Genomic DNA, 17265 nt, shown 5'->3' on the forward strand with positions numbered 1-17265 from the left:
CCATCTTACGTGACAGGCCCAATAACCTGACAATGCCTGCAAAGGCGCTACTTCGGTTCATTGTTGCTTCCGAGTCCAAAGCAGTGAAACTACGTCATGGTGTGACACCGGCCCAGCACGCCTAACGTATGCATGTCGAAGGCGTTGTCAAGTTACCGGTTGCCGGCCAGCTGTTCGACACAAGGGTAGTTATCCTTATCAAATAACTGTGTTGATTGCGGCTGAGACAGTCCAACTATGCCATGTGGCGAGGCGTTCTACTAGTATGGCGCGATGACATGTGGTGTTCATCTGATGTCTTGGAAGCACGAAGTGCTGACGGATCGGGCCGAAGCATGAAAGAAACGCCTGCGTGCGACGCGCATCGCGAAAGCCACACATCTGGCGTTCGCGCCTACGGGTTGGCTGGTGGCTGTTCTCCGCGCGATTGTTTACGCGTGCGGTCGCTTTGACGAAAACGTGCTTTACCTGAGCGAGTTCAGGAATATCAGCCTTCGCCGCCGGATAACTGCGCAACTGGTCGGTAACGATTTTGCGCGGCACCGGGTTTGAACGCAGCACCCGCCGAAAGAAGCGCTCTGCCGCGGCCTTGTCGCGACGCTTTTGCACCAGCATATCGAGTTCGGCGCCGTGCTCGTCGACCGCCCGCCACAGCAGGTACGGCTCACCGCGCAGCGTCACGAACATCTCGTCTAAATGCCAGATGCTGCCTGGCTTGCGCCGCACCGCCCTGGCGCACTGAGCGAATCCAGCGCCGAACTTCTCGCACCAGCGACGGATCGTTTCGTATGTGACCACGACCCCACGCTCGAGCAACAACTCCTCGATGTCGCGCAGGCTCAGGCTGAACCGGAAGTACTAGCGAACGGCGCAGCTGATGACGATAGCAGGGAATCGGTGGCCGTAATAAAGCGATTTCGTCTTCTTCATCAGTTCATTCTATCGCCACATCTCCAGCAACCTGGCAGTGCTTACGCTGGACATCGCTGTCGGGTTCGAGCACTCCATGTCCGGCGATCACCGCACGCGGGTTCAGCGCTTCGATTTTATCGAGTGCATCCAGCCAGTCGCGGCGGCCTTGCCTGTTCGACTCCGCCAGGTAGAGATGAGCACCGTTATAAACGGCATCCCAGGAAATGACCAGATCAATGGACGGAACATGCAGGCACGTTGAATGATCAGTATCGGTGTGCCCGATACCGCCGCTGACCGTTCGGGATCGCGTGCTGCCGATTGAGGCTGCGTAAGCAGACGCAGAGCGCATGAGACCGCGCTCATCCTGGTCCACGCCGACTTGCATCGTTCAGGCCTCGGCGTCGGCGTGGCGTCAAAGTCTCTTAACCAGGCAGCTTCGCCGCTAACAGATCGATTTTTTCAATGCTCGGTGGGGTGCTGAGCAAAGCGGCGGCGTTTGCCATCAAAGCCGCCGCGATTGGGCCGGCCAAGTGGGCCTGACGGCCTTCCTCGTCGGCAAACGTGTCGAAGACGCCAAACGTCGACGGGCCGAATCGCAACGCGAACCAAGTAGTAGTGCCCAACTCGGCATTGGCGAGCGGCAACGCGCCAGCGAGGAAAGCGGCAACCGCGTCCTCTTGGCCGGGCTTGGCTTCGAGACGGACGAACAGGGCGAATTTGGACATTGGGGTTCCTCGCTTGTTAAACAGGGTGAATGAATATGCGAGTCGCCAGTCTCTGCGCCAAAGAGCAAATCAGCCAGTGGCAAGAAGGCCAACATTGATATCATTGCTGCCATGCGCCTCCACATTCTCGTTCTCGATGGTGTGTTCGACCTGGGCCTTGCGGCCCTTACCGACACACTCAGCACGGCCAACCAACTGGCAGGGTCCCTCGCGCAGGCGCCAGCGCCTGTCGAAGTGGCGTTAGTCGGAATGCGGCGGCGCGTGCATACCGCGCAGGGGCTGACGGTGCCGGTGGTATCCGTCCATCGTGTGGCGAAGCCCGACGTGGTGCTCGTACCCGCGCTCGGTGCCAAGATGCCAGCCACACTGGCGGCGCGCCTTGCTCATGCAGACGTGGCCGACGCGGCCCTCGCATTGCAGCAATGGTGGCGCTCCGGTGCGGTCGCTGGTGCCGCATGTACCGGCACCTTCTTGCTGGCTGAAAGCGCGTTACTGGACGGTCAGCGTGCAACGACGTCCTGGTGGCTAGCGCCGATGTTTCGGCAGCGCTATCCGAGCGTGATGCTCGACGAGTCCCGCATGCTTGTGAACTCGGGCAGGTTAATCACGGCCGGCGCAGCCTTGGCTCATCTCGACCTTGCGCTGAGCGTTGTCCGCAGCCGAAGTCCAGCGCTGGCAGCGCTAGCGGCGCGCTATCTGCTCATCGAGGCGCGCGGCTCGCAAGCCGAGTTTGTCATCGCGGATCACCTCACCCACGCCGACCCCGTGGTTGAGCGCTTTGAGGGCTGGGCCCGGCAGCAACTCGCACAAGGGTTCTCGCTTGCTGCGGCGGCGATCGCAGTGGGCGTCAGCAAGCGTACGCTGGCGCGGCGCCTGCATAGCGTGTTGGGTAAGACGCCGCTGTCGTACTTTCAAGATCTACGTGTCGAGCGGGCAGTGCAACTTTTGCGCACAGGCAGCGAGAGCATCGACCAGATCGCCGAACAGATCGGGTACTCCGACGGGGTGACTTTGCGCCTCTTGTTGCGACGCAAGCTGGGCCGCGGAGTAAGGGAGTTGCGAGCGCGAGCCTGATGATTGTGTCCGGCTCGCATCCGCTCCGTTGTGCGTCTCCGGGCACTGTCACGTTAAATTGTTCGCGGCGCGATTACGGAGAGGACACACGCTTGCTCAGAAAACGGACGGATCTGGGGTGGCCTCAGTGAAACGATGCCAGGCGGCAAAGCGTGCGGCGAGATGTTTGCGATAGAGTGAGGCGCGTAGCAGATGTCGCTTGAGCGCGAAGTGCTGCCTGATCGGACCGAAGCTCGATAAGAACGCCTGCGTGCGTTCAGGGTCGCGGAAGCCACGCATGCGTCGCTCGCGTTCGCGCGTCGGCTGATGGCTGTTTTCCGCCCGGTTATTGACCCGCGCGCTGGCTTTGACGAAAACGTGCTTGACGTGAGCCAGTTCGGGAATCTCGGCTTTCGCCGCCGGATAGCTGCGTAGCTGGTCGGTCACGATCTTGCGCGGCGCTTCAGTACACGAGGCAAGCACGCGCTTGAAAAACCGCTTCGCTGCAGCCTTGTCGCGGCGCTTCTGTAGCAAGATATCGAGTTCGGCACCGTGTTGATCGACGGCGCGCCACAACAGGTAGGCTCTCCGCGCAACGTCACAAATACTTCGTCAAGGTGCCAGTTGGTGCCGGGCCTGCGACGCGCCACTTTCACACGGTGTGCGAAGCCCGCACCAAACTTATCGCACCAGCGTCGGACCGTTTCGTAGCTGACGATAATCCCGCGCCCGAACGGCAGTTCTTCGATATCACGCAGGCTGAGCTGAAACCTGAAATACCAGCGTACGGCGCAACTGATGACCGCCGCCGGAAAGCGATGACCGTGGTAAAGCGATTTTTCGTTCTTCATCACCCGATCTTACTCGACCATCTCTGCAACGTGACCGTGCCCACACGGCATCCAGCTTGCTCACGGCGGTTTCGCAGGGCTAACTCGAAGCGGCATCCATGATCGTCTCATTTCGTGAATTGGAGCGGACCTTCGTAATGGCTCTCCGTGAGGATTAGACGGGTCGAACCGGGTCGGTCATCATCGAGCAGAGTTCGGCCACGAACGGGCACCCGGCTAAAGACATCAAGCGACTGAAATCTTCCGGCTAATATCCATTCAAAAAGTCCGATGATGAGGCGGTTTTGCCGCGCAGTTGGCCCGATGTCGTCCTTTCCCGAAGCTTACGATTACATATCTGGTCGTGAGGCTTTTCGAGCCGCCTCGGCCCGAAATTTGTCTTGAATCGTGTATAAATACCGATCGCGCAGTGCGACATAGCAACCAATTGATTTTCCCTCGGGACGATGGGCAAACAGATAGACGATATTCCGCTCGCGCAACGCAGGGCTCTTGCCGCCAGGCTTCTGTTGAATGGCGAGGGTATTAGCGAAGTGTCCAGGAAGGCTCGACTCAGTCTTCCGACCGTGAGCAAATACAAGGACCTGATAGAAAGGGGGGGAGCTACCGCCCTTGCTCGCTTTCCCATCCAGGGGAGTACTCCCCGACTGGACGATGCTTCGGAAAGCTGGCTCGTTAGCGCCATCAAGCACTCACCTGGCCTTCACGGCTATCCAGGGCCGACGTGGACGATAAGCCAACTGCGCGAATTGATCTTTCGGCGTTTCGGAGTCCAGTTTTCAGCCTCGCATGTTGGCTACCTTGTTCGGGGTTACGGCCTCGCATACCGACTCACCTATTCAACTTCAGAAAAGGCGTCGGCTACTACCGCGCAGAAATCGCAAAGCGACGTCTATGCCGCGCGTCGAAAAATTGCTGCGAAAATGTTGCTGGATGGGGACAGTGTCGAGCGCGTCTCGAAAGCGCTCAACATCAGCGTGCGCACCATTACAAAATACAGATCAATGGTAGTTGCTGATGGGGTTGAGGCTGTTGAACAGATCAAGTCATCCGGGCGCAGTGCTACGCTTGGCCCCGAAGCCCTCGAGTGGCTAAGGGCGGCATTGGAAGGCAGTCCCATGGCCCACGGCCATGAAACCGAACTCTGGCGAAATGGGGATATTCAAAAGCTGATCAAGGAAAAGTTCGGCATTTATCATTCCAGTGGGCACGTGAGAACCGTCGTCGGGAAGCTTGGAATGGACCACCGGATGCGATCGCCGAAGCGGCGCACAGAGGAGGGGCGTTCCCCGATCAATGATGAAACGCTGGTATGGATTGCCGCGGCGCTCAGGCAGTCGCCGCGAGCACACGGCATAGAAGCTGATCACTGGACGAGCGCGCGTTTGCGCACCTTGCTTCATCAGCGGGTAGGCGTTAGTTATTCTCGCGGATATATCTGGGAAATCGCCGCCCGTGCCGGCGTGGCGGATCTGCTTACAAGACGCCGGGGCTGATGAGATCAGTCGGGCTCGTTAGCGATGAATTTGAAGCTGTCGGCTGCCACGGCCACGACCGCGTCCCATTTTCCTCGTCGCTGCAGGTCTTCGATAAGCAGTTTTTGAAACAGGACGAGTTCTCGTTCCCCATACAGTTCACGAAACTCGACCAGCACTTCGGCGATTGCCCGCTCGCGCGTGTCTGGAGTAAGCGTGCTGCCGATGTGTGAGCAACCCCGTGCCAGTTCGAGCACATAAGCGGCGCGAGCATTCACTATGGCGGAGTTACCTGTTTTTACCTGAGCCATCGGTCGCTCCCGGTTTCATTTCCCCTTAGACATCTGATGACTCTAAGTTGACGTGCCGAGCGAGTCTTCCATTTTCATCCAATTTACGTCAAGGTGCTGAAGGAAAGCTTAAGAGGAAGGGGAGTGCGAGGCGTCGCAATGTGGTACACGTCGCCGGGGCGTACGCGGCGAGAAAAAAAGCCGGCGCGAAGCCGGCTTGAAAGGATCTGGCATCCGGGTGAGCTAGAACCTGAGAGAAGGTGCAACTCTGAGCTTGCAGCGGGTCGGATCTGTCTGTGGTCTGATATGACAAGCGACGCGCGTGCTAATCGAAATCGCGTCAGACAGGCTTAAGGAAAGCTTAAGGGCCAATTGCAAGTGTCGGGCGAAGTGAAGACGGAATCTCTGCATTCGCTTCATAAAAGCTGCTGTAGACTGAAATGGTGAGCGACCCCTTTTCAGCGATATCAGGATCTCGGCGTCTTAGGCCCGCGAACTTTCGACGGTGCCGGCGTGCCCGCATATCCATGCATACGCCAAATCCTGGGCAACCTGGATCGCCTCCTCCTCTGTGTCGAAATAGGAAAGATCACGCTCGATGTGCACTTCACTGTTGGCTTCATCGTCAGTCGAAACGCGGACCAAACGCGCATGTGCAAAGAATTTCCCAAGGGAGAAATCGGGAGTCGCGTCGATGATCCATCCACGGTACCCACATTGCATGATTACCTCCGATACCCAGGCTAATCGAGAGTCGAAAAGACAAAGCATTGGTTCATCCGGTCGCAATCGCTAAACCTCCTTCCGAGTCAAAGTTCGTGGGCTTTCGCGCCGTCGGCATGGGACAGACGTCCACTTCGGACTGCTGATACAGTTATAGAGCAAAGAAAGTAACCATTCAAACGGGCGGCGACTGATCGCGACGAAAATGATGCGCCGTCGTTCGACCGTGGACTCTGCGCGGAAGTCTGAACATGGAGTAGCGAGAACTGGATAGCTTTGTGATCGTGACAGCAAAGGCGGGCTCACTGATCGGCTCACGCCGAAACGTCGTGAGCTACAAAAATCGATCGGAAGTGGTCGCGGTTGCATCGCGCTCGGCGACGCTGCTGGTGAGGTCGGACTGTGAACTTCCGCGTCCCATGCATGCATACTTGCCCATTGCGACCTAACCCAACGCCGTAGACTGTTGACTCTGCGTCCATTCAGATCGATACCAAACGAGAAATGAACGATTCAGGCAATCTTGACCACGAAGGTCGCGCTGAACTGCTGTTGTTCAGTGACACCGTCGCCGGGGCGAAGGCGAGCGCCATCATCTATAGCTTGATGCTCACGTGCCGCGCGTGCAACGTTGAACCGTACACCTATCTGCTTCGCGTGCTAACCGAACTACCGCAGCGTGCAGCGGATGCGGATATCAGCGATCTGTTGCCGTTCAACGTTGCCGAGCCGCTCGACGTATTAGTTCCTGCATGATCTAGCCCTACGCGCTGGCTCATTGCGGTGTGCGTTAATTCGCGCTTACGATCAACTGCGCGTAGAGGACGGCAAGGAGACCAGTCACGATGGCGCCCAGCCAGAACACACCGTAGTGCAGCCAGTTCCGGATAGTTCAGGCGATGCCGGAGGTCCAGCAACGGCCGCCCAATATCGGTCTCGATCAGGTTGAAGATATTCACTGCGGGCGCGGTAAAGCGCTTGATCCGCATCGCCCGATCCACGAAGATCGTTGCGATGCCGCTCGAAACGATGAGATTCTGAAGGTCGTCGTTTGCCCTCGCTTCGTCTTCGACCTTCGTTTGCAACTCGGCATTCACGGTGACCAATTCCTCATTGACCGACTGAAGCTCTTTCTTACTGGTTTCGAATTCTTCCGTTGCCGAGCGCATTTCCTCGTTGATTGCCTGTAATTCCTCGGTCGATGCTTTCAGTTCCTGGGTCGACAGGTTTGATTGTTCGACGTTGGACTGCAGAAGTTCTTTCGTTCGGATCAACTCGGTTTCGAGATGGGAGACGACCCGATCCTGACTGGCAGGGCGCGCCGGATCAGCTGAGCCGCTCTCTTCTGCTCCGTCAAACTCGTCGAAGAAGATGGCGACGACGTCGCCACCTGCTGCGTCGTCGTGAAATGGGTGCACAGAGAGTCTGACATAGGAGGATGCGTCGCCTCGTGAGAACCGTATGCGTTTAACCTCGACGCTTTTGCCATGCTGTAGCGCACTGATAAAGTGCCGTTCTCAGTTCCAGACGCAGATGAAGATTCACAACGGTGAGCAGATTGTGCGATGGCTCACCACCGACGTAACGCAAAAAGCGTCCAGCGTGTTCAGACATATGCAGGATTTCAGCGTCGCGGTCGACGAGGATGCTCGGCGGCGAGAAGTGTTCGATCACGCGCTGATGCAACGGCGCGAACGAAAAACTCGCAGGTCTAGGTAAAGTCCGTCCGACGTCGACCTGGGATGCGAGCGATGTTTTTCCGTCCAACGTTAGTTGGGGTGTCACTCGCGTTCTGTGAGCGACGGCATTTGCACGGTAGATGCGGTTTTTCTTGTCTATGGGCGCGAACAGGTCCTGAGCTATCTCGGCCGACTCGGAGCTTCCCAAGGAAAAGGAATCCGCCAGGCCGCAAGGCGAAATGAAAAGTCTGCAGGACCTGCCGCTGAACATCGCGGTCAAGATAAATGAGCAGATTGCGGCACGTCACCAGGTCGAGCTGCGAGAAGGGCGGGTCACGCAAGATGTTGTGTGCGGCAAAGAGAACCTTTTCCCGGAGCGCCTTGCTGACAACGTAAAATCCCCGCGTGTGTGTGAAGAACTGCCGCAGCCGCGAGGGCGGCACATCGGTCAGGATGGACTCCAGATAGCGGCCGGAACGCGCCGTCTCGATGGCGCGTTCGTCAATGTCGGTGGCGAATACCTGAATGGCTGGCCCGTGGTTTCCTTCGGCCAACCGTTCGCACAACAGCATGGCAAGCGAATAGGCTTCTTCACCCGTCGAGCAGCCTGCAACCCATGCGCGAGCTTGTTCTTCGTCAGTTTTACCTTCCAGGATTCTGGGTACGACCTCTCGTTCCAGCGCTTCGAATGCTTCACGATCGCGGAAAAAATTGGTTACGCCAATCAGCATGTCTCGAAGCAATGCCCTGTTTTCGTCGGGGTGCCGTTCCAAGAAAAGGAGGTACGAGGGCAGATCGGGAAGCGCATTGACCTGCAGGCGCCGTTCGATGCGCCGCAACACTGTTGCGCGCTTGTAGTGACGGAAGTCATGCCCCGTATGGACCCGCAACGTCTTGAGGATTTCCTGCAATGCGCTTTCCGCCGTTTCTGCAGCGTTTGCACTTGAGGGGGCCGCAGCTATCGGAGACTCACCGTCAACCGCCGGTAGCTGTATCACCTGTGCGTTACTCCACAGTTCGATCAGCTTTTGCGGAAGATCGACGACGGGCAGCGCCATGTCGATGAGTCCCGTTGCAATTGCGTTTTGCGGCATCTCGCCATACTCGGCGTCGTCTGGGCTCTGGGCGAGTGCAATGCCACCGCATTCCTTGATCCGGCCAATCCCGGCCGTACCATCACTACCTGTCCCTGAGAGGATCACGCTGATGGCGCGAATGCCATGTGCATTGGCGAGACTGCGGAAAAACCGCTCGATCGCCACCGGCCTGCCGGGCGGGCGCTCCGCCGGCGTCACGCGAAGGTAGCCATCAAACATGGATAGATCATTGGACGGTGAGATCAGATAGATACTGTTCTTCTCGATGTGTGTCGGCTCACGAACCTGCATGACCGGCATTGAGGTTGCCCGCTGCAGCACCTGGTCGGCGCAGCTTTCGTACTTTGGGGAAAGATGCAGTACGACGACAAACGCCATACCACTGTCCGCGGGCATTTGCTCAAAGAGACGAAGAAGCGCCTGGATCCCGCCGGCAGATGCGCCAATGCCAACCACGGGAAACGTTGGGGATCTAGACGAAGCAGGCGTCGCGCCGGATTGTCCAGGGCCCGGATCGGAGGATGTTGGCGTGGTCATCAGTAGGGGCGATGGGGCTGTAGACTGCCCCGGTTGGTTTGCTGTGGGACGGTAGCATGAGTCATCCAGCGTACACCGGACGATGTAAACAGAAAAGCAGAAGTCGCGCCGGGTTGGCCGCCACGGTCGAGCAGGCAAGCGTTACCGGGTCGAATTCCAGGTTGTGTACTTTTGGGCGCGGTTTCCAACACGTAGCCATGCGCTGCTGGCGGCAAGGTTGCTTCCCAATGCGAGGACCACGCCCGGTAGTCAGAGGATTTCGTCCGGCATAGCCAGTTCCACTGCGCAGTCTCCTTGCAATACCGGCGAATTCTGGCGCCTGGCAAACTCCTGGCGCACCCATTCGGCCAGGCGCGCCTGAAACGCCTTGCGTTGCGCGGTATCGAGCGACGCATAACGATCGAATTGTTCGCGCTCCAGGGAAAGGGTGATAACACACCGCGCGTCGAGCGTCGTATCGCGATGAGATTCGACAACCCATGATAACTGCAAGAATAGGCGAGCGCCTTCGTCATAACTGCTGACCGCTGGTGCTTTGGGCGATTCGAAGATAGCGGCAAGCGCCAGTTCTATTTCTTCGAGACGTTGGTCCATGTTCGCTTCATTCATCCGTACCTCCGGCAGGCCATCGTGTTGAACAGGTCGTCACGGCGCCATCCCCGCACGTGGGCCCGTGCGCCGTCGATTAGTCACAAGTGATCACCGGGAGGCGGAGCAATGCGCATTCCTTACGAAAGAGCGACCGTTTTGCCAGAGCCGCAATCGGGCATGACCAATGCTCGCTATTCGGTAGAAATTCGGCACGCAACCTGATGTTGCACAACATACCTTTGGAGGTACCAGGTCATGAAGCAGGCGATGACGAATCAGTTCATTTATGTCTCGATCGCCGCGCTGGTCGCGGTGGCCTCCGGATGCAAGCGGACGGACAACGGGAACCCAGGTGCGATGGACTCGGCAAGCAGCGGTGTGTTGAGCAATTCCGCCGGCCCGAGCGGCACGGCGGGCACCAGCAATGCCGCGAAGCGGGCGGATAGCGCTGCAGGCAGCGCGGCCAGTTCGACGGACGCGCCGGTTCGCGAAGCGCCCGTTGTAAGCACACCGGCAAGTGCGGCAAGCCAGTAGGTGCCGGTCGATCTGCCAGAGGACATGCGCCGATCACGTCAGGTGATTGCCGCCAGTCACGCCATACACTTCGCCCGTCACGAAGCTCGACTCCTGCGACGCCAGCAGCACATAGACCGGCGCAAGTTCGGCAGGTTGTCCCGGTCGCTTCATCGGAACCTCGGAACCGAATCTCTCGACCTTTTCCTGTGGTTGACCACCGCTCGGTTGCAGCGGCGTCCATACCGGCCCGGGCGCAACGGCATTCACACGGACACCCTTGCCTACGACCTGTTTTGCCAGTGCATGGGTGAAGGCCGTGATGGCAGCCTTGGTCGACGCATAATCGAGCAACCCGGGACTGGGCTGATAGCTCTGGATCGACGTCGTGTTGATGATGGTCGCGCCTGGCGGCAGATGTGGCAACGCAGCCTTGCACAGCCAGAACATGGCGAAGACGTTGGTGCGGAAGGTCGCTTCGAACTGTTCCGTCGAAAGCTCGGCGATGTCATCGACGTAAGTCTGCTTGCCCGCGACGTTCACCAGGATATCGAGGCCGCCGAGTTGCCCGATCGACTGATCGACAAGCTGCGTGCAAAACGCTTCGTCGCCGATATCGCCGGGCAGCGCGATAGCTTTGCGGCCGGCGGCCTCGACCATCTGGATGACTTCACGGCCGTCCGCTTCTTCGCTCGGCAGGTAATTCAGCGCGATGTCGGCGCCTTCGCGCGCAAAGGCGATCGCAACCGCACGGCCGATCCCGCTGTCCGCGCCCGTAATCAGCGCGCGTCGGCCTGCCAGTCTGCCGAAACCCTTGTAGCTGTTCTCGCCGTGATCGGGCTGCGGGTTCATCTGTTTCGCGAGGCCCGGGGGCGACTGCGGCTGGCGTTCGAAAGGCGGCTGGGCGTATTGCTTCGTGGGGTCCTGCATGGTGAACTGGTTTTTGGTGTCGGACATGTGCGCACTCCTTTGCGTCGGTCGGTGGCCGCAGCGGGCATCGCGTGACGCCTTCTGCGTGGGTTCAAGGATTGAGCAACGGGCATTCCCGGGTTAAGGGCCTGTACACCCGCACGGCGATGTCTTGCAGTTCGCCGCACGCAGCCAGCTCGACGATGCGATCGACGGTTCGGCACGCTATCGCCTGAATGGTCGGTGAAGGATTGACGCTGCCGACGGTCGGAAAAACCGAGCCTCATCGCTGCACGTCCGTCGCCAAAGTGGCACGCCGCATGCTGCGATTGCTCCACGTGTAGCCGCTCCGCCGGGCGGCTGCTTCCTCAGGACTATTTTGATCGACAGGAGAACATCATGCCGCTTCAGAGAGGGAAGTCGAAGGACACCGTGTCGCACAATGTCAAGATCGAAACAAAACACGGTAAGCCACACAAACAGGCTGTAGCAATTGCGTTGAACCAGGCGCGCAAGTCGGGTGCAAAGATTCCGAAGAAGAGCGAGAAGTAGAACCGGTGGCGCGCAGTCCAGACTGCGGGCGAAGGGGTACATCGTGGTGACGAACAGCGAACCAATCGAAGAAACCGGCGGGTGTGCGTGCGGAGCGGTGCGGTTCCGCGTGAGCGCGCGACCTAGGCGAGTGTCGATATGCCATTGCATGACGTGCGGGCGAATACAGGGCAACGTATTCGGCGGTTACGCGATGTTCGACCGTGGTGCTGTAGCGTTCTCCGGGCCGACGCAGGCTTGGCAGAGTTCGCCCGAAGTGCGAAGGCATTTTTGCCCGGTATGCGGATCGGTGGCATTCATGGAATACCTCGATGGCGAGGAGTTGGATCTTCCGCTGGGCGCTTTCGACCGTGTTGAGCTGTATGAGCCGAGTTACGAACTGTGGTGTTGTCACAAGGAGCCGTGGCTGCCCGCGGGCGTGCGCACCGAATATGACAAAGGGAGAATCGCGTAAGCCGCAGGATGAATGCGGCCCGCTTGGCTCTGCGGTTGCAAAGTCTGCGTCCGCAGCGGAACGCGGCTTGCTCTTTTTGTAAAAGCAGCCGGCGTATCCGGCAAGGAGTGTCGACATGAGTGATACGAAGCAATCGAATTCCCAACCCGCCGACCCGAAGGAAACAGGCAAACAGCAAGGCCAACAGCAGCAGAACCAGCAAAAGGCACCGCAGCACCAGGGTGGACAGCGACAGCCGTAATGGCATGGCGCTCGTCGCTGAACGGGCGTCCGCTCCGCTGGCGGACGCCCGTTCAGTCATAGCTCGCTTATGGGGGACATGCTGAGAGCTTTCGGCTTGGCAAACTCGCGCAGGATACGTTGGAGCGTTAACCTGACTTGAGGTCGATTTCATTAACCTCTCGCGACTGAAATCGGCTCGCGCTCTGCATATCCGGCCTGCAAGGGTGGGTGGCTTAAAGTTCGCCTTGCGCAGCCAGTTCGACGATGCGATCGGCGGTTCGGTACGCTATCGCCTGAATGGTTAGCGAAGGATTCACGCCACCGACAGTCGGAAACACCGAGCCATCGCATATCCATAGATTGCGGATATCCCAGCTCCGGCAATCGGCGTTGACCACGCTGACTGACGGATCATCCCCCATACGTGCTGTACCGTTCAGGTGGCACGTGTCGTCGTTTTCGCGCCAGATCTCTTTACCGCCGGCAGCACCTAGCGCCTGCTCCATGAAATCCAGCGAATGCGCGATCAGCCGCTTGTCGTTGTCGCACAACGAATACGTCACACGCGCGACGGGCAGCCCGTACTGGTCCTTTTCGTCGGCGAGCGTCACGCGGTTGCGTTCCTGCGGCAGCGTTTCGCCGACGATCTTCAGCCCGGCCTGATGGTTGTACTTGTGCATTTCGCCGGCCAGCGCATCGCCCCACAAGCCACGGCCGTTCTGCACGCTTGCCCAGCCGGCGGGCAACGGCCCCTGGCTCATATAGCAGTAGCCGCCGAAAAAATCCTTGCCGGTATCCTTATAATTCCAGTGTTCTGTAATCGCCAGCGAGGGCGGCCCCTTGTACCAGCGGATTTCTTCATCAAACGTTCCGTAGACCGCCTGGTTCGTCTGTGCCATCAGATTCTTGCCGACGAGACCTGAACTGTTCGCAAGGCCGTCCGGAAAACGCCCGTTTGCAGACATTAGCAGAAGACGCGGCGTTTCGATTGCATAGCCGGCCACCACGACGTTCTTCGCGCGCTGGAATTGCCAACGGCCTTCGCGCAGGTATTCGACACCGGTTGCAAGCCCGGCGTCGTTCGTGACGATGCGGCCGACCATCGCCAGATCGCGGACTTCGGCGCCGGCGCTCAGCGCGCGGGGAATCCACGTGACCAGTGCACTCTGTTTGGCGTTGGTCGCACACCCTGAGGTGCAGAAGCCGCGATACACGCACGGATGCGCTTTGCCGCGCGGTGCCGACAACGTCGCCAAAGGGGTGGCCGCCCAGTCGATGCCAAGCGCCTCCGCGCCGCGCGCGAGCACGAGCGCCGCCGCATTCAGTTCATGCGCCCGATACGGATAGCGAGCCCGCTTCGGCCCCCAGGGATAATTGACCGGACCCGAGATTTTCAACGCGTCCTCGACCTGCGCGTAGTAGCGCCACATCTCCCGCCAATCGAGCGGCCAGTCCGCAGCATAGCCGAGCACACTGCGCGATCTGAACCATTCCGGACGGAAGCGTAGCGACACCATCGCGAAGTGCACCGTGCTGCCGCCGACGGCCTTGCCGCTGTTGTTATTGCCGAGCTTGAGGGGGTTCTCGCCGTCGCAGATGCGCTCGTCGGTCCAGTAGAGTTTCGCCTGATGACTTTCGTCAGAGGCGAATTCTTCGAGAGGACGCCACCATGCGCCGGCATCGAATGCGACGACCTTGAAGCCCTGCTCCGCCAGCCGGCAGGCGAGCGTTCCGCCGCCAGCACCTGTACCGACGATCGCGAAGTCGACTTCCTCGTCATTCGGATACTCGCGCATCGGCACCCAGCCGCCACGTTCGAACACATCGGGCGCGCGTCCATTCTTGCCGCGCGGATGGTGCTGGGCTTCATCGAGCACGCTGGTTCTCCTTGCGGGCTTCGTCTTCGTCGCCGGGTTTCGCTTCAGCGGCCTCCCATGGGTCGCGCCGGTCGTAATACATGCGCACGTAGCCACGGGGATTGGCCGGCCCGCCAAAGCCGATCTCGCTCCACGAGTGCGGGTGCGAGTAGTACATGCTGCAGATGTCATGCAGCAGGCGTTCGGCGAAGAAAAGTCTGGCGGGCATGCCGTGCCATGCGTCGCTCGTCAGTTCGCCGCGTTGCATCGATTCGAGCAGCGCCACCTGGCTGGGCTTTTCAAGGCTGCTGAACGGCAACTCGTGACGCGCGCGGCTCTCGGCATCGAGCGCGGCAAGGCCGGTGTGCCATGCCTGCTGAAGCGGCGGCAGGCGGGCGTCGCGGTAGCCGTCGCCGGTATTTTTCACGAGCTTTGCATCGAGCAACTGCGCAAGCGGAACCACTGGCAGCGCATCTGCCTGCGGCACGATGCACGCGCACAGCGCGCGTACCGTCAGCCATTCGATCGCATTGAAGAAGTGTGGCTCGGCTGGCGTGGCGAGCCGTTGCGCGATCACGCTGCGGGTCGCTTCGTCCCATGACGGCGTGCTGCGTTTGTCGAGTACATCGTAGCCGGGGTAGCGGGTGGATCTGGTCGTGCGGTTCGGGTCGCTCATGTTTCGCTCTCTCTCAGACGCAGGGCCGCGAGGCCGGCCAGCGCCAGCGCAGAAAAGCCCGGTGGCGCTGGCAGGGGCGGCCCGTTGAACAGGTTCTGGCTCCAGTTGCGCCAGCCGCCCTGGCGACGCGCAATCCCGCGTGCGTGGAATCCCGCGCCGACAAAGCCGAGCGCCGTGGTGGCGCGCAGCCAGAGCCGCGTGAGCCAGCGCTCGCGTGGCGCGGCGAGGGCGGCTTGGGCGAGCAGCGCGGCGGCGAGCGGTGGTACGAGGATCGGCGCGTACATCGCGCGATGCTGGAACGCGCCGCGAAAATGCAGCAGCGCGACTTCGCCGACCGTGCCGATCAACCCCGCGCTCACCAGCAGCCCAAGTGCACGACCGGCCGGCATGCCGAACAATTGCGGGTCGTGCGCGGGCTCGTCGCGCAACTGTTCGGCGACGGCGCCAAGCGCGCCAGAGAGCAGCAGCGCCATCGGTGCACCGACCGGTGCCGCATGAAAGAGGTTGTTCCAGCTCCAGCCGCCGGGCCGTTTCGTGACGTTGTACAGGTGGAAACCCGTCCCCGCGACGCCCGCGACGGCCGCGCCGAGATAGATCGCGTGGCGCAGTTGATGAGTCTGCTGCCGGTGATCCCGCCCGCCATGCAGACCGGCCAGCAGCGAGAGCGTGGCAGAGACGAGCGGCGTATACATCGCCGGGTTGTCGAACGAGCCGCGATAGTGCTCCATCGCGCTGTCGGTGAGTACGGAGAGCGCGAGCAGCGCGGAACTGTGATTAAAGCGCCGGGCTGCTGCGATGTGAGTCTGGACGCCGGATGTTTGAGGCGCAGGCAACAGAGTCAATCGCGCGGGCGCGGCAAGGTTGCTCGCACCCAAGGCGCGCTCTATCGCGCTCGTCGTTTCGAGGCCCGCGCTTTCGCGCTTCGCCCGCAGCGCGAGTGCGGCCACGGCTGTCACGCCCGCCACAGCGCAAACCAGCCCTGAAACTCGTTGAGAACTCATGTAAGCGGGTCCCTTTGTTATTTGAGCTGATACGGCGCGGCGTCGGGAAACTTGAATTCAAGGCCGCAACCCGGGCGGGTCAGATCGGGCGCGATGGCCCCGTCTATCGCCCGCGGCGCGCCGTCGAACAGCATCGACTCGATCCGTACGTGATCGTGAAACCATTCCTGATGACGCAGGCGCGGCACGGCGCACGCAACATGCAGATGCAAGGCGGGCGCGCAGTGAGCCGACAGCGGCACGTGAAAGGCATCGCAGAGATCGGCGGCCTGCATGAAGCCGGTGATGCCGCCACAGCGGCTCACGTCGGCCTGCAGGACATCGACCGATTGCGCCGCCAGCAGTTGCCGGAAGTCGTCGAGCGTGTAGCCGTATTCGCCGGCGGCGATCTCCATGCCAGCGGGCGCGCGCTCACGCACGAAGCGCAAGCCCGCAGCATCGTCCGACGAGACCGGTTCCTCGAACCATTCAACCCGCTGCTCCGTGAAGCGCTGCGCCCAATGCAGCGCGGGCTTCGGCGTGAATGCACCATTGGCGTCGACAAAAAGTCCCGCATCGCCAATCGCTGCGCGCGCCGTTTCCATTCGCACGGGATCTTTCTCCGGCTCGGTTCCGATCTTGATCTTTACCCAGCGGCACCCATCTCGCTCGACCCAGCCGGCTAGCTGCTCGCGCATCTGTTTGTCGCTATAAGTCGTAAAGCCGCCGCTACCGTAGAGCGGCACCGACTCGCGCGCCGCGCCGAGCAACTGCACGAGCGGCAAGCCGAGCAGCTTCGCTTTCAGATCCCACAGCGCGCAATCAACCGCTGAGATCGCCGTGGCCGCCAGACCCGAACGCCCGAGATTGCGCACCTGACGCTGCATGCGCTGCCAGACCTCGCGAATGTTCCATACGTTGCTGTGCAACACGAATTCACCGAGCGTGTCATGAATCAATGCGACGACGCTTTTATCGCTATACGTGTAGCCGATTCCCGTCGCCCCGGCCGCGTCCACTTCGACAACGACCAGCGTAGTTGCCTCCCACGCGAATGTACCGTCCGCTTCCGGCGCGTCGGTCGGAATGCGGTAAGCACTGGCGCGTAAGGCGGTGACTGGCGCTTGCGAAGCGCCGTTCGTTGCGGTGCGATGCTTCATGGCGCGC

General features: G+C 60.2%; 18 protein-coding genes and 4 pseudogenes. 7 read left to right on the plus strand and 15 right to left on the minus strand.

Annotation, left to right across the window (positions count from 1 at the left end; translation table 11 throughout):
- Window positions 1-198: 198 nt before the first annotated feature.
- The 3 genes and pseudogenes from ACUN0E_RS01495 to ACUN0E_RS01505 all read right to left on the minus strand — a co-directional run bounded on the left by ACUN0E_RS01495 (window position 199) and on the right by ACUN0E_RS01505 (window position 1640).
- Window positions 199-930 (minus strand): annotated as a pseudogene (locus ACUN0E_RS01495) (IS6 family transposase).
- Between the two features lie 4 nt (window positions 931-934).
- Window positions 935-1300, minus strand: coding sequence for a hypothetical protein (locus ACUN0E_RS01500; RefSeq protein WP_445565389.1), 366 nt, complete (start codon window positions 1298-1300; stop codon window positions 935-937).
- 37 nt (window positions 1301-1337) lie between these two features.
- The gene (locus ACUN0E_RS01505) at window positions 1338-1640 is read right to left on the minus strand and encodes a putative quinol monooxygenase (protein WP_408238231.1); all 303 of its coding nucleotides are present in this window, start codon (window positions 1638-1640) and stop codon (window positions 1338-1340) included.
- A gap of 111 nt (window positions 1641-1751) precedes the next feature.
- Here ACUN0E_RS01505 and ACUN0E_RS01510 point away from each other — a divergent pair, with 111 nt between their 5' ends.
- Window positions 1752-2714 (plus strand): GlxA family transcriptional regulator, encoded by a 963-nt coding sequence (locus ACUN0E_RS01510; protein WP_445565390.1) that lies wholly within the window; start codon window positions 1752-1754, stop codon window positions 2712-2714.
- A 96-nt stretch (window positions 2715-2810) separates the two neighbouring features.
- On the opposite strand, the pseudogene ACUN0E_RS01515 reads toward ACUN0E_RS01510, so the two are convergent.
- Window positions 2811-3544, minus strand: a pseudogene (locus ACUN0E_RS01515) (IS6 family transposase).
- 446 nt (window positions 3545-3990) lie between these two features.
- On the opposite strand from ACUN0E_RS01515, the gene ACUN0E_RS01520 reads away from it, so the two are divergent.
- Window positions 3991-5040, plus strand: a complete 1050-nt coding sequence (locus ACUN0E_RS01520) for a winged helix-turn-helix domain-containing protein (RefSeq protein WP_445565391.1) — start codon at window positions 3991-3993, stop codon at window positions 5038-5040.
- Between the two features lie 5 nt (window positions 5041-5045).
- On the opposite strand, the gene ACUN0E_RS01525 is transcribed toward ACUN0E_RS01520, so the two are convergent.
- Together ACUN0E_RS01525 and ACUN0E_RS01530 are read right to left on the minus strand one after the other, a co-directional pair.
- Window positions 5046-5330 carry a hypothetical protein gene (locus ACUN0E_RS01525; RefSeq protein ID WP_445565392.1) on the minus strand — a complete coding sequence of 95 codons (285 nt, stop codon included), beginning with the start codon at window positions 5328-5330 and terminating at the stop codon, window positions 5046-5048.
- Between the two features lie 462 nt (window positions 5331-5792).
- Window positions 5793-6032 (minus strand): hypothetical protein, encoded by a 240-nt coding sequence (locus tag ACUN0E_RS01530; RefSeq protein ID WP_445565393.1) that lies wholly within the window; start codon window positions 6030-6032, stop codon window positions 5793-5795.
- A gap of 552 nt (window positions 6033-6584) precedes the next feature.
- Here ACUN0E_RS01530 and ACUN0E_RS01535 point away from each other — a divergent pair.
- Window positions 6585-6788 (plus strand): annotated as a pseudogene (locus ACUN0E_RS01535) (transposase domain-containing protein); the annotation flags it as partial.
- A 167-nt stretch (window positions 6789-6955) separates the two neighbouring features.
- Here ACUN0E_RS01535 and ACUN0E_RS01540 read toward each other — a convergent pair.
- Window positions 6956-7201 (minus strand): annotated as a pseudogene (locus ACUN0E_RS01540) (PAS domain-containing protein); the annotation flags it as partial.
- Window positions 7202-7565: 364 nt separating this feature from the next.
- On the opposite strand from ACUN0E_RS01540, the gene ACUN0E_RS01545 reads away from it, so the two are divergent.
- Window positions 7566-7751: a hypothetical protein gene (locus ACUN0E_RS01545; RefSeq protein WP_445565394.1), complete on the plus strand. Its 186-nt coding sequence runs from the start codon at window positions 7566-7568 to the stop codon at window positions 7749-7751.
- Here ACUN0E_RS01545 and ACUN0E_RS01550 read toward each other — a convergent pair.
- From ACUN0E_RS01550 to ACUN0E_RS01565, 4 genes are all read right to left on the minus strand, one after another.
- Entirely contained in the window at window positions 7744-9345 is a 1602-nt protein-coding gene (locus ACUN0E_RS01550; protein WP_445565395.1) for a CheR family methyltransferase, read from the minus strand. The two genes, ACUN0E_RS01545 and ACUN0E_RS01550, sit on opposite strands and share 8 nt — an antisense overlap.
- A 249-nt stretch (window positions 9346-9594) precedes the next feature.
- Window positions 9595-9954: a DUF3022 domain-containing protein gene (locus ACUN0E_RS01555; RefSeq protein ID WP_445565396.1), complete on the minus strand. Its 360-nt coding sequence runs from the start codon at window positions 9952-9954 to the stop codon at window positions 9595-9597.
- 266 nt (window positions 9955-10220) lie between these two features.
- Window positions 10221-10496: a hypothetical protein gene (locus ACUN0E_RS01560; protein ID WP_445565397.1), complete on the minus strand. Its 276-nt coding sequence runs from the start codon at window positions 10494-10496 to the stop codon at window positions 10221-10223.
- A 7-nt stretch (window positions 10497-10503) separates the two neighbouring features.
- Entirely contained in the window at window positions 10504-11406 is a 903-nt protein-coding gene (locus ACUN0E_RS01565) for an SDR family oxidoreductase (protein ID WP_445565398.1), read from the minus strand.
- A gap of 351 nt (window positions 11407-11757) precedes the next feature.
- Between ACUN0E_RS01565 and ACUN0E_RS01570 the strand changes: the two genes are divergently transcribed.
- From ACUN0E_RS01570 to ACUN0E_RS01580, 3 genes are all read left to right on the plus strand, one after another.
- The gene (locus ACUN0E_RS01570) at window positions 11758-11910 is read left to right on the plus strand and encodes a DUF6496 domain-containing protein (RefSeq protein ID WP_445565399.1); all 153 of its coding nucleotides are present in this window, start codon (window positions 11758-11760) and stop codon (window positions 11908-11910) included.
- A gap of 46 nt (window positions 11911-11956) precedes the next feature.
- Window positions 11957-12364, plus strand: coding sequence for a GFA family protein (locus tag ACUN0E_RS01575; protein WP_445570347.1), 408 nt, complete (start codon window positions 11957-11959; stop codon window positions 12362-12364).
- Between the two features lie 115 nt (window positions 12365-12479).
- Window positions 12480-12605 carry a hypothetical protein gene (locus tag ACUN0E_RS01580; protein WP_445565400.1) on the plus strand — a complete coding sequence of 42 codons (126 nt, stop codon included), beginning with the start codon at window positions 12480-12482 and terminating at the stop codon, window positions 12603-12605.
- A 214-nt stretch (window positions 12606-12819) separates the two neighbouring features.
- On the opposite strand, the gene ACUN0E_RS01585 is transcribed toward ACUN0E_RS01580, so the two are convergent.
- The 4 genes from ACUN0E_RS01585 to ACUN0E_RS01600 are packed head-to-tail and all read right to left on the minus strand — an operon-like array spanning window position 12820 to window position 17258.
- Window positions 12820-14463 carry a GMC family oxidoreductase gene (locus ACUN0E_RS01585; RefSeq protein WP_445565401.1) on the minus strand — a complete coding sequence of 548 codons (1644 nt, stop codon included), beginning with the start codon at window positions 14461-14463 and terminating at the stop codon, window positions 12820-12822.
- Window positions 14453-15118, minus strand: coding sequence for a gluconate 2-dehydrogenase subunit 3 family protein (locus ACUN0E_RS01590; protein WP_445565402.1), 666 nt, complete (start codon window positions 15116-15118; stop codon window positions 14453-14455). The genes ACUN0E_RS01585 and ACUN0E_RS01590 overlap by 11 nt, the downstream gene beginning before the upstream one ends.
- Window positions 15115-16119: a hypothetical protein gene (locus tag ACUN0E_RS01595; protein ID WP_445565403.1), complete on the minus strand. Its 1005-nt coding sequence runs from the start codon at window positions 16117-16119 to the stop codon at window positions 15115-15117. The genes ACUN0E_RS01590 and ACUN0E_RS01595 overlap by 4 nt, the downstream gene beginning before the upstream one ends.
- A gap of 17 nt (window positions 16120-16136) precedes the next feature.
- Window positions 16137-17258, minus strand: a complete 1122-nt coding sequence (locus ACUN0E_RS01600) for an enolase C-terminal domain-like protein (protein ID WP_445565404.1) — start codon at window positions 17256-17258, stop codon at window positions 16137-16139.
- Window positions 17259-17265: the final 7 nt, after the last annotated feature.

The organism is Paraburkholderia sp. D1E (assembly GCF_052682275.1).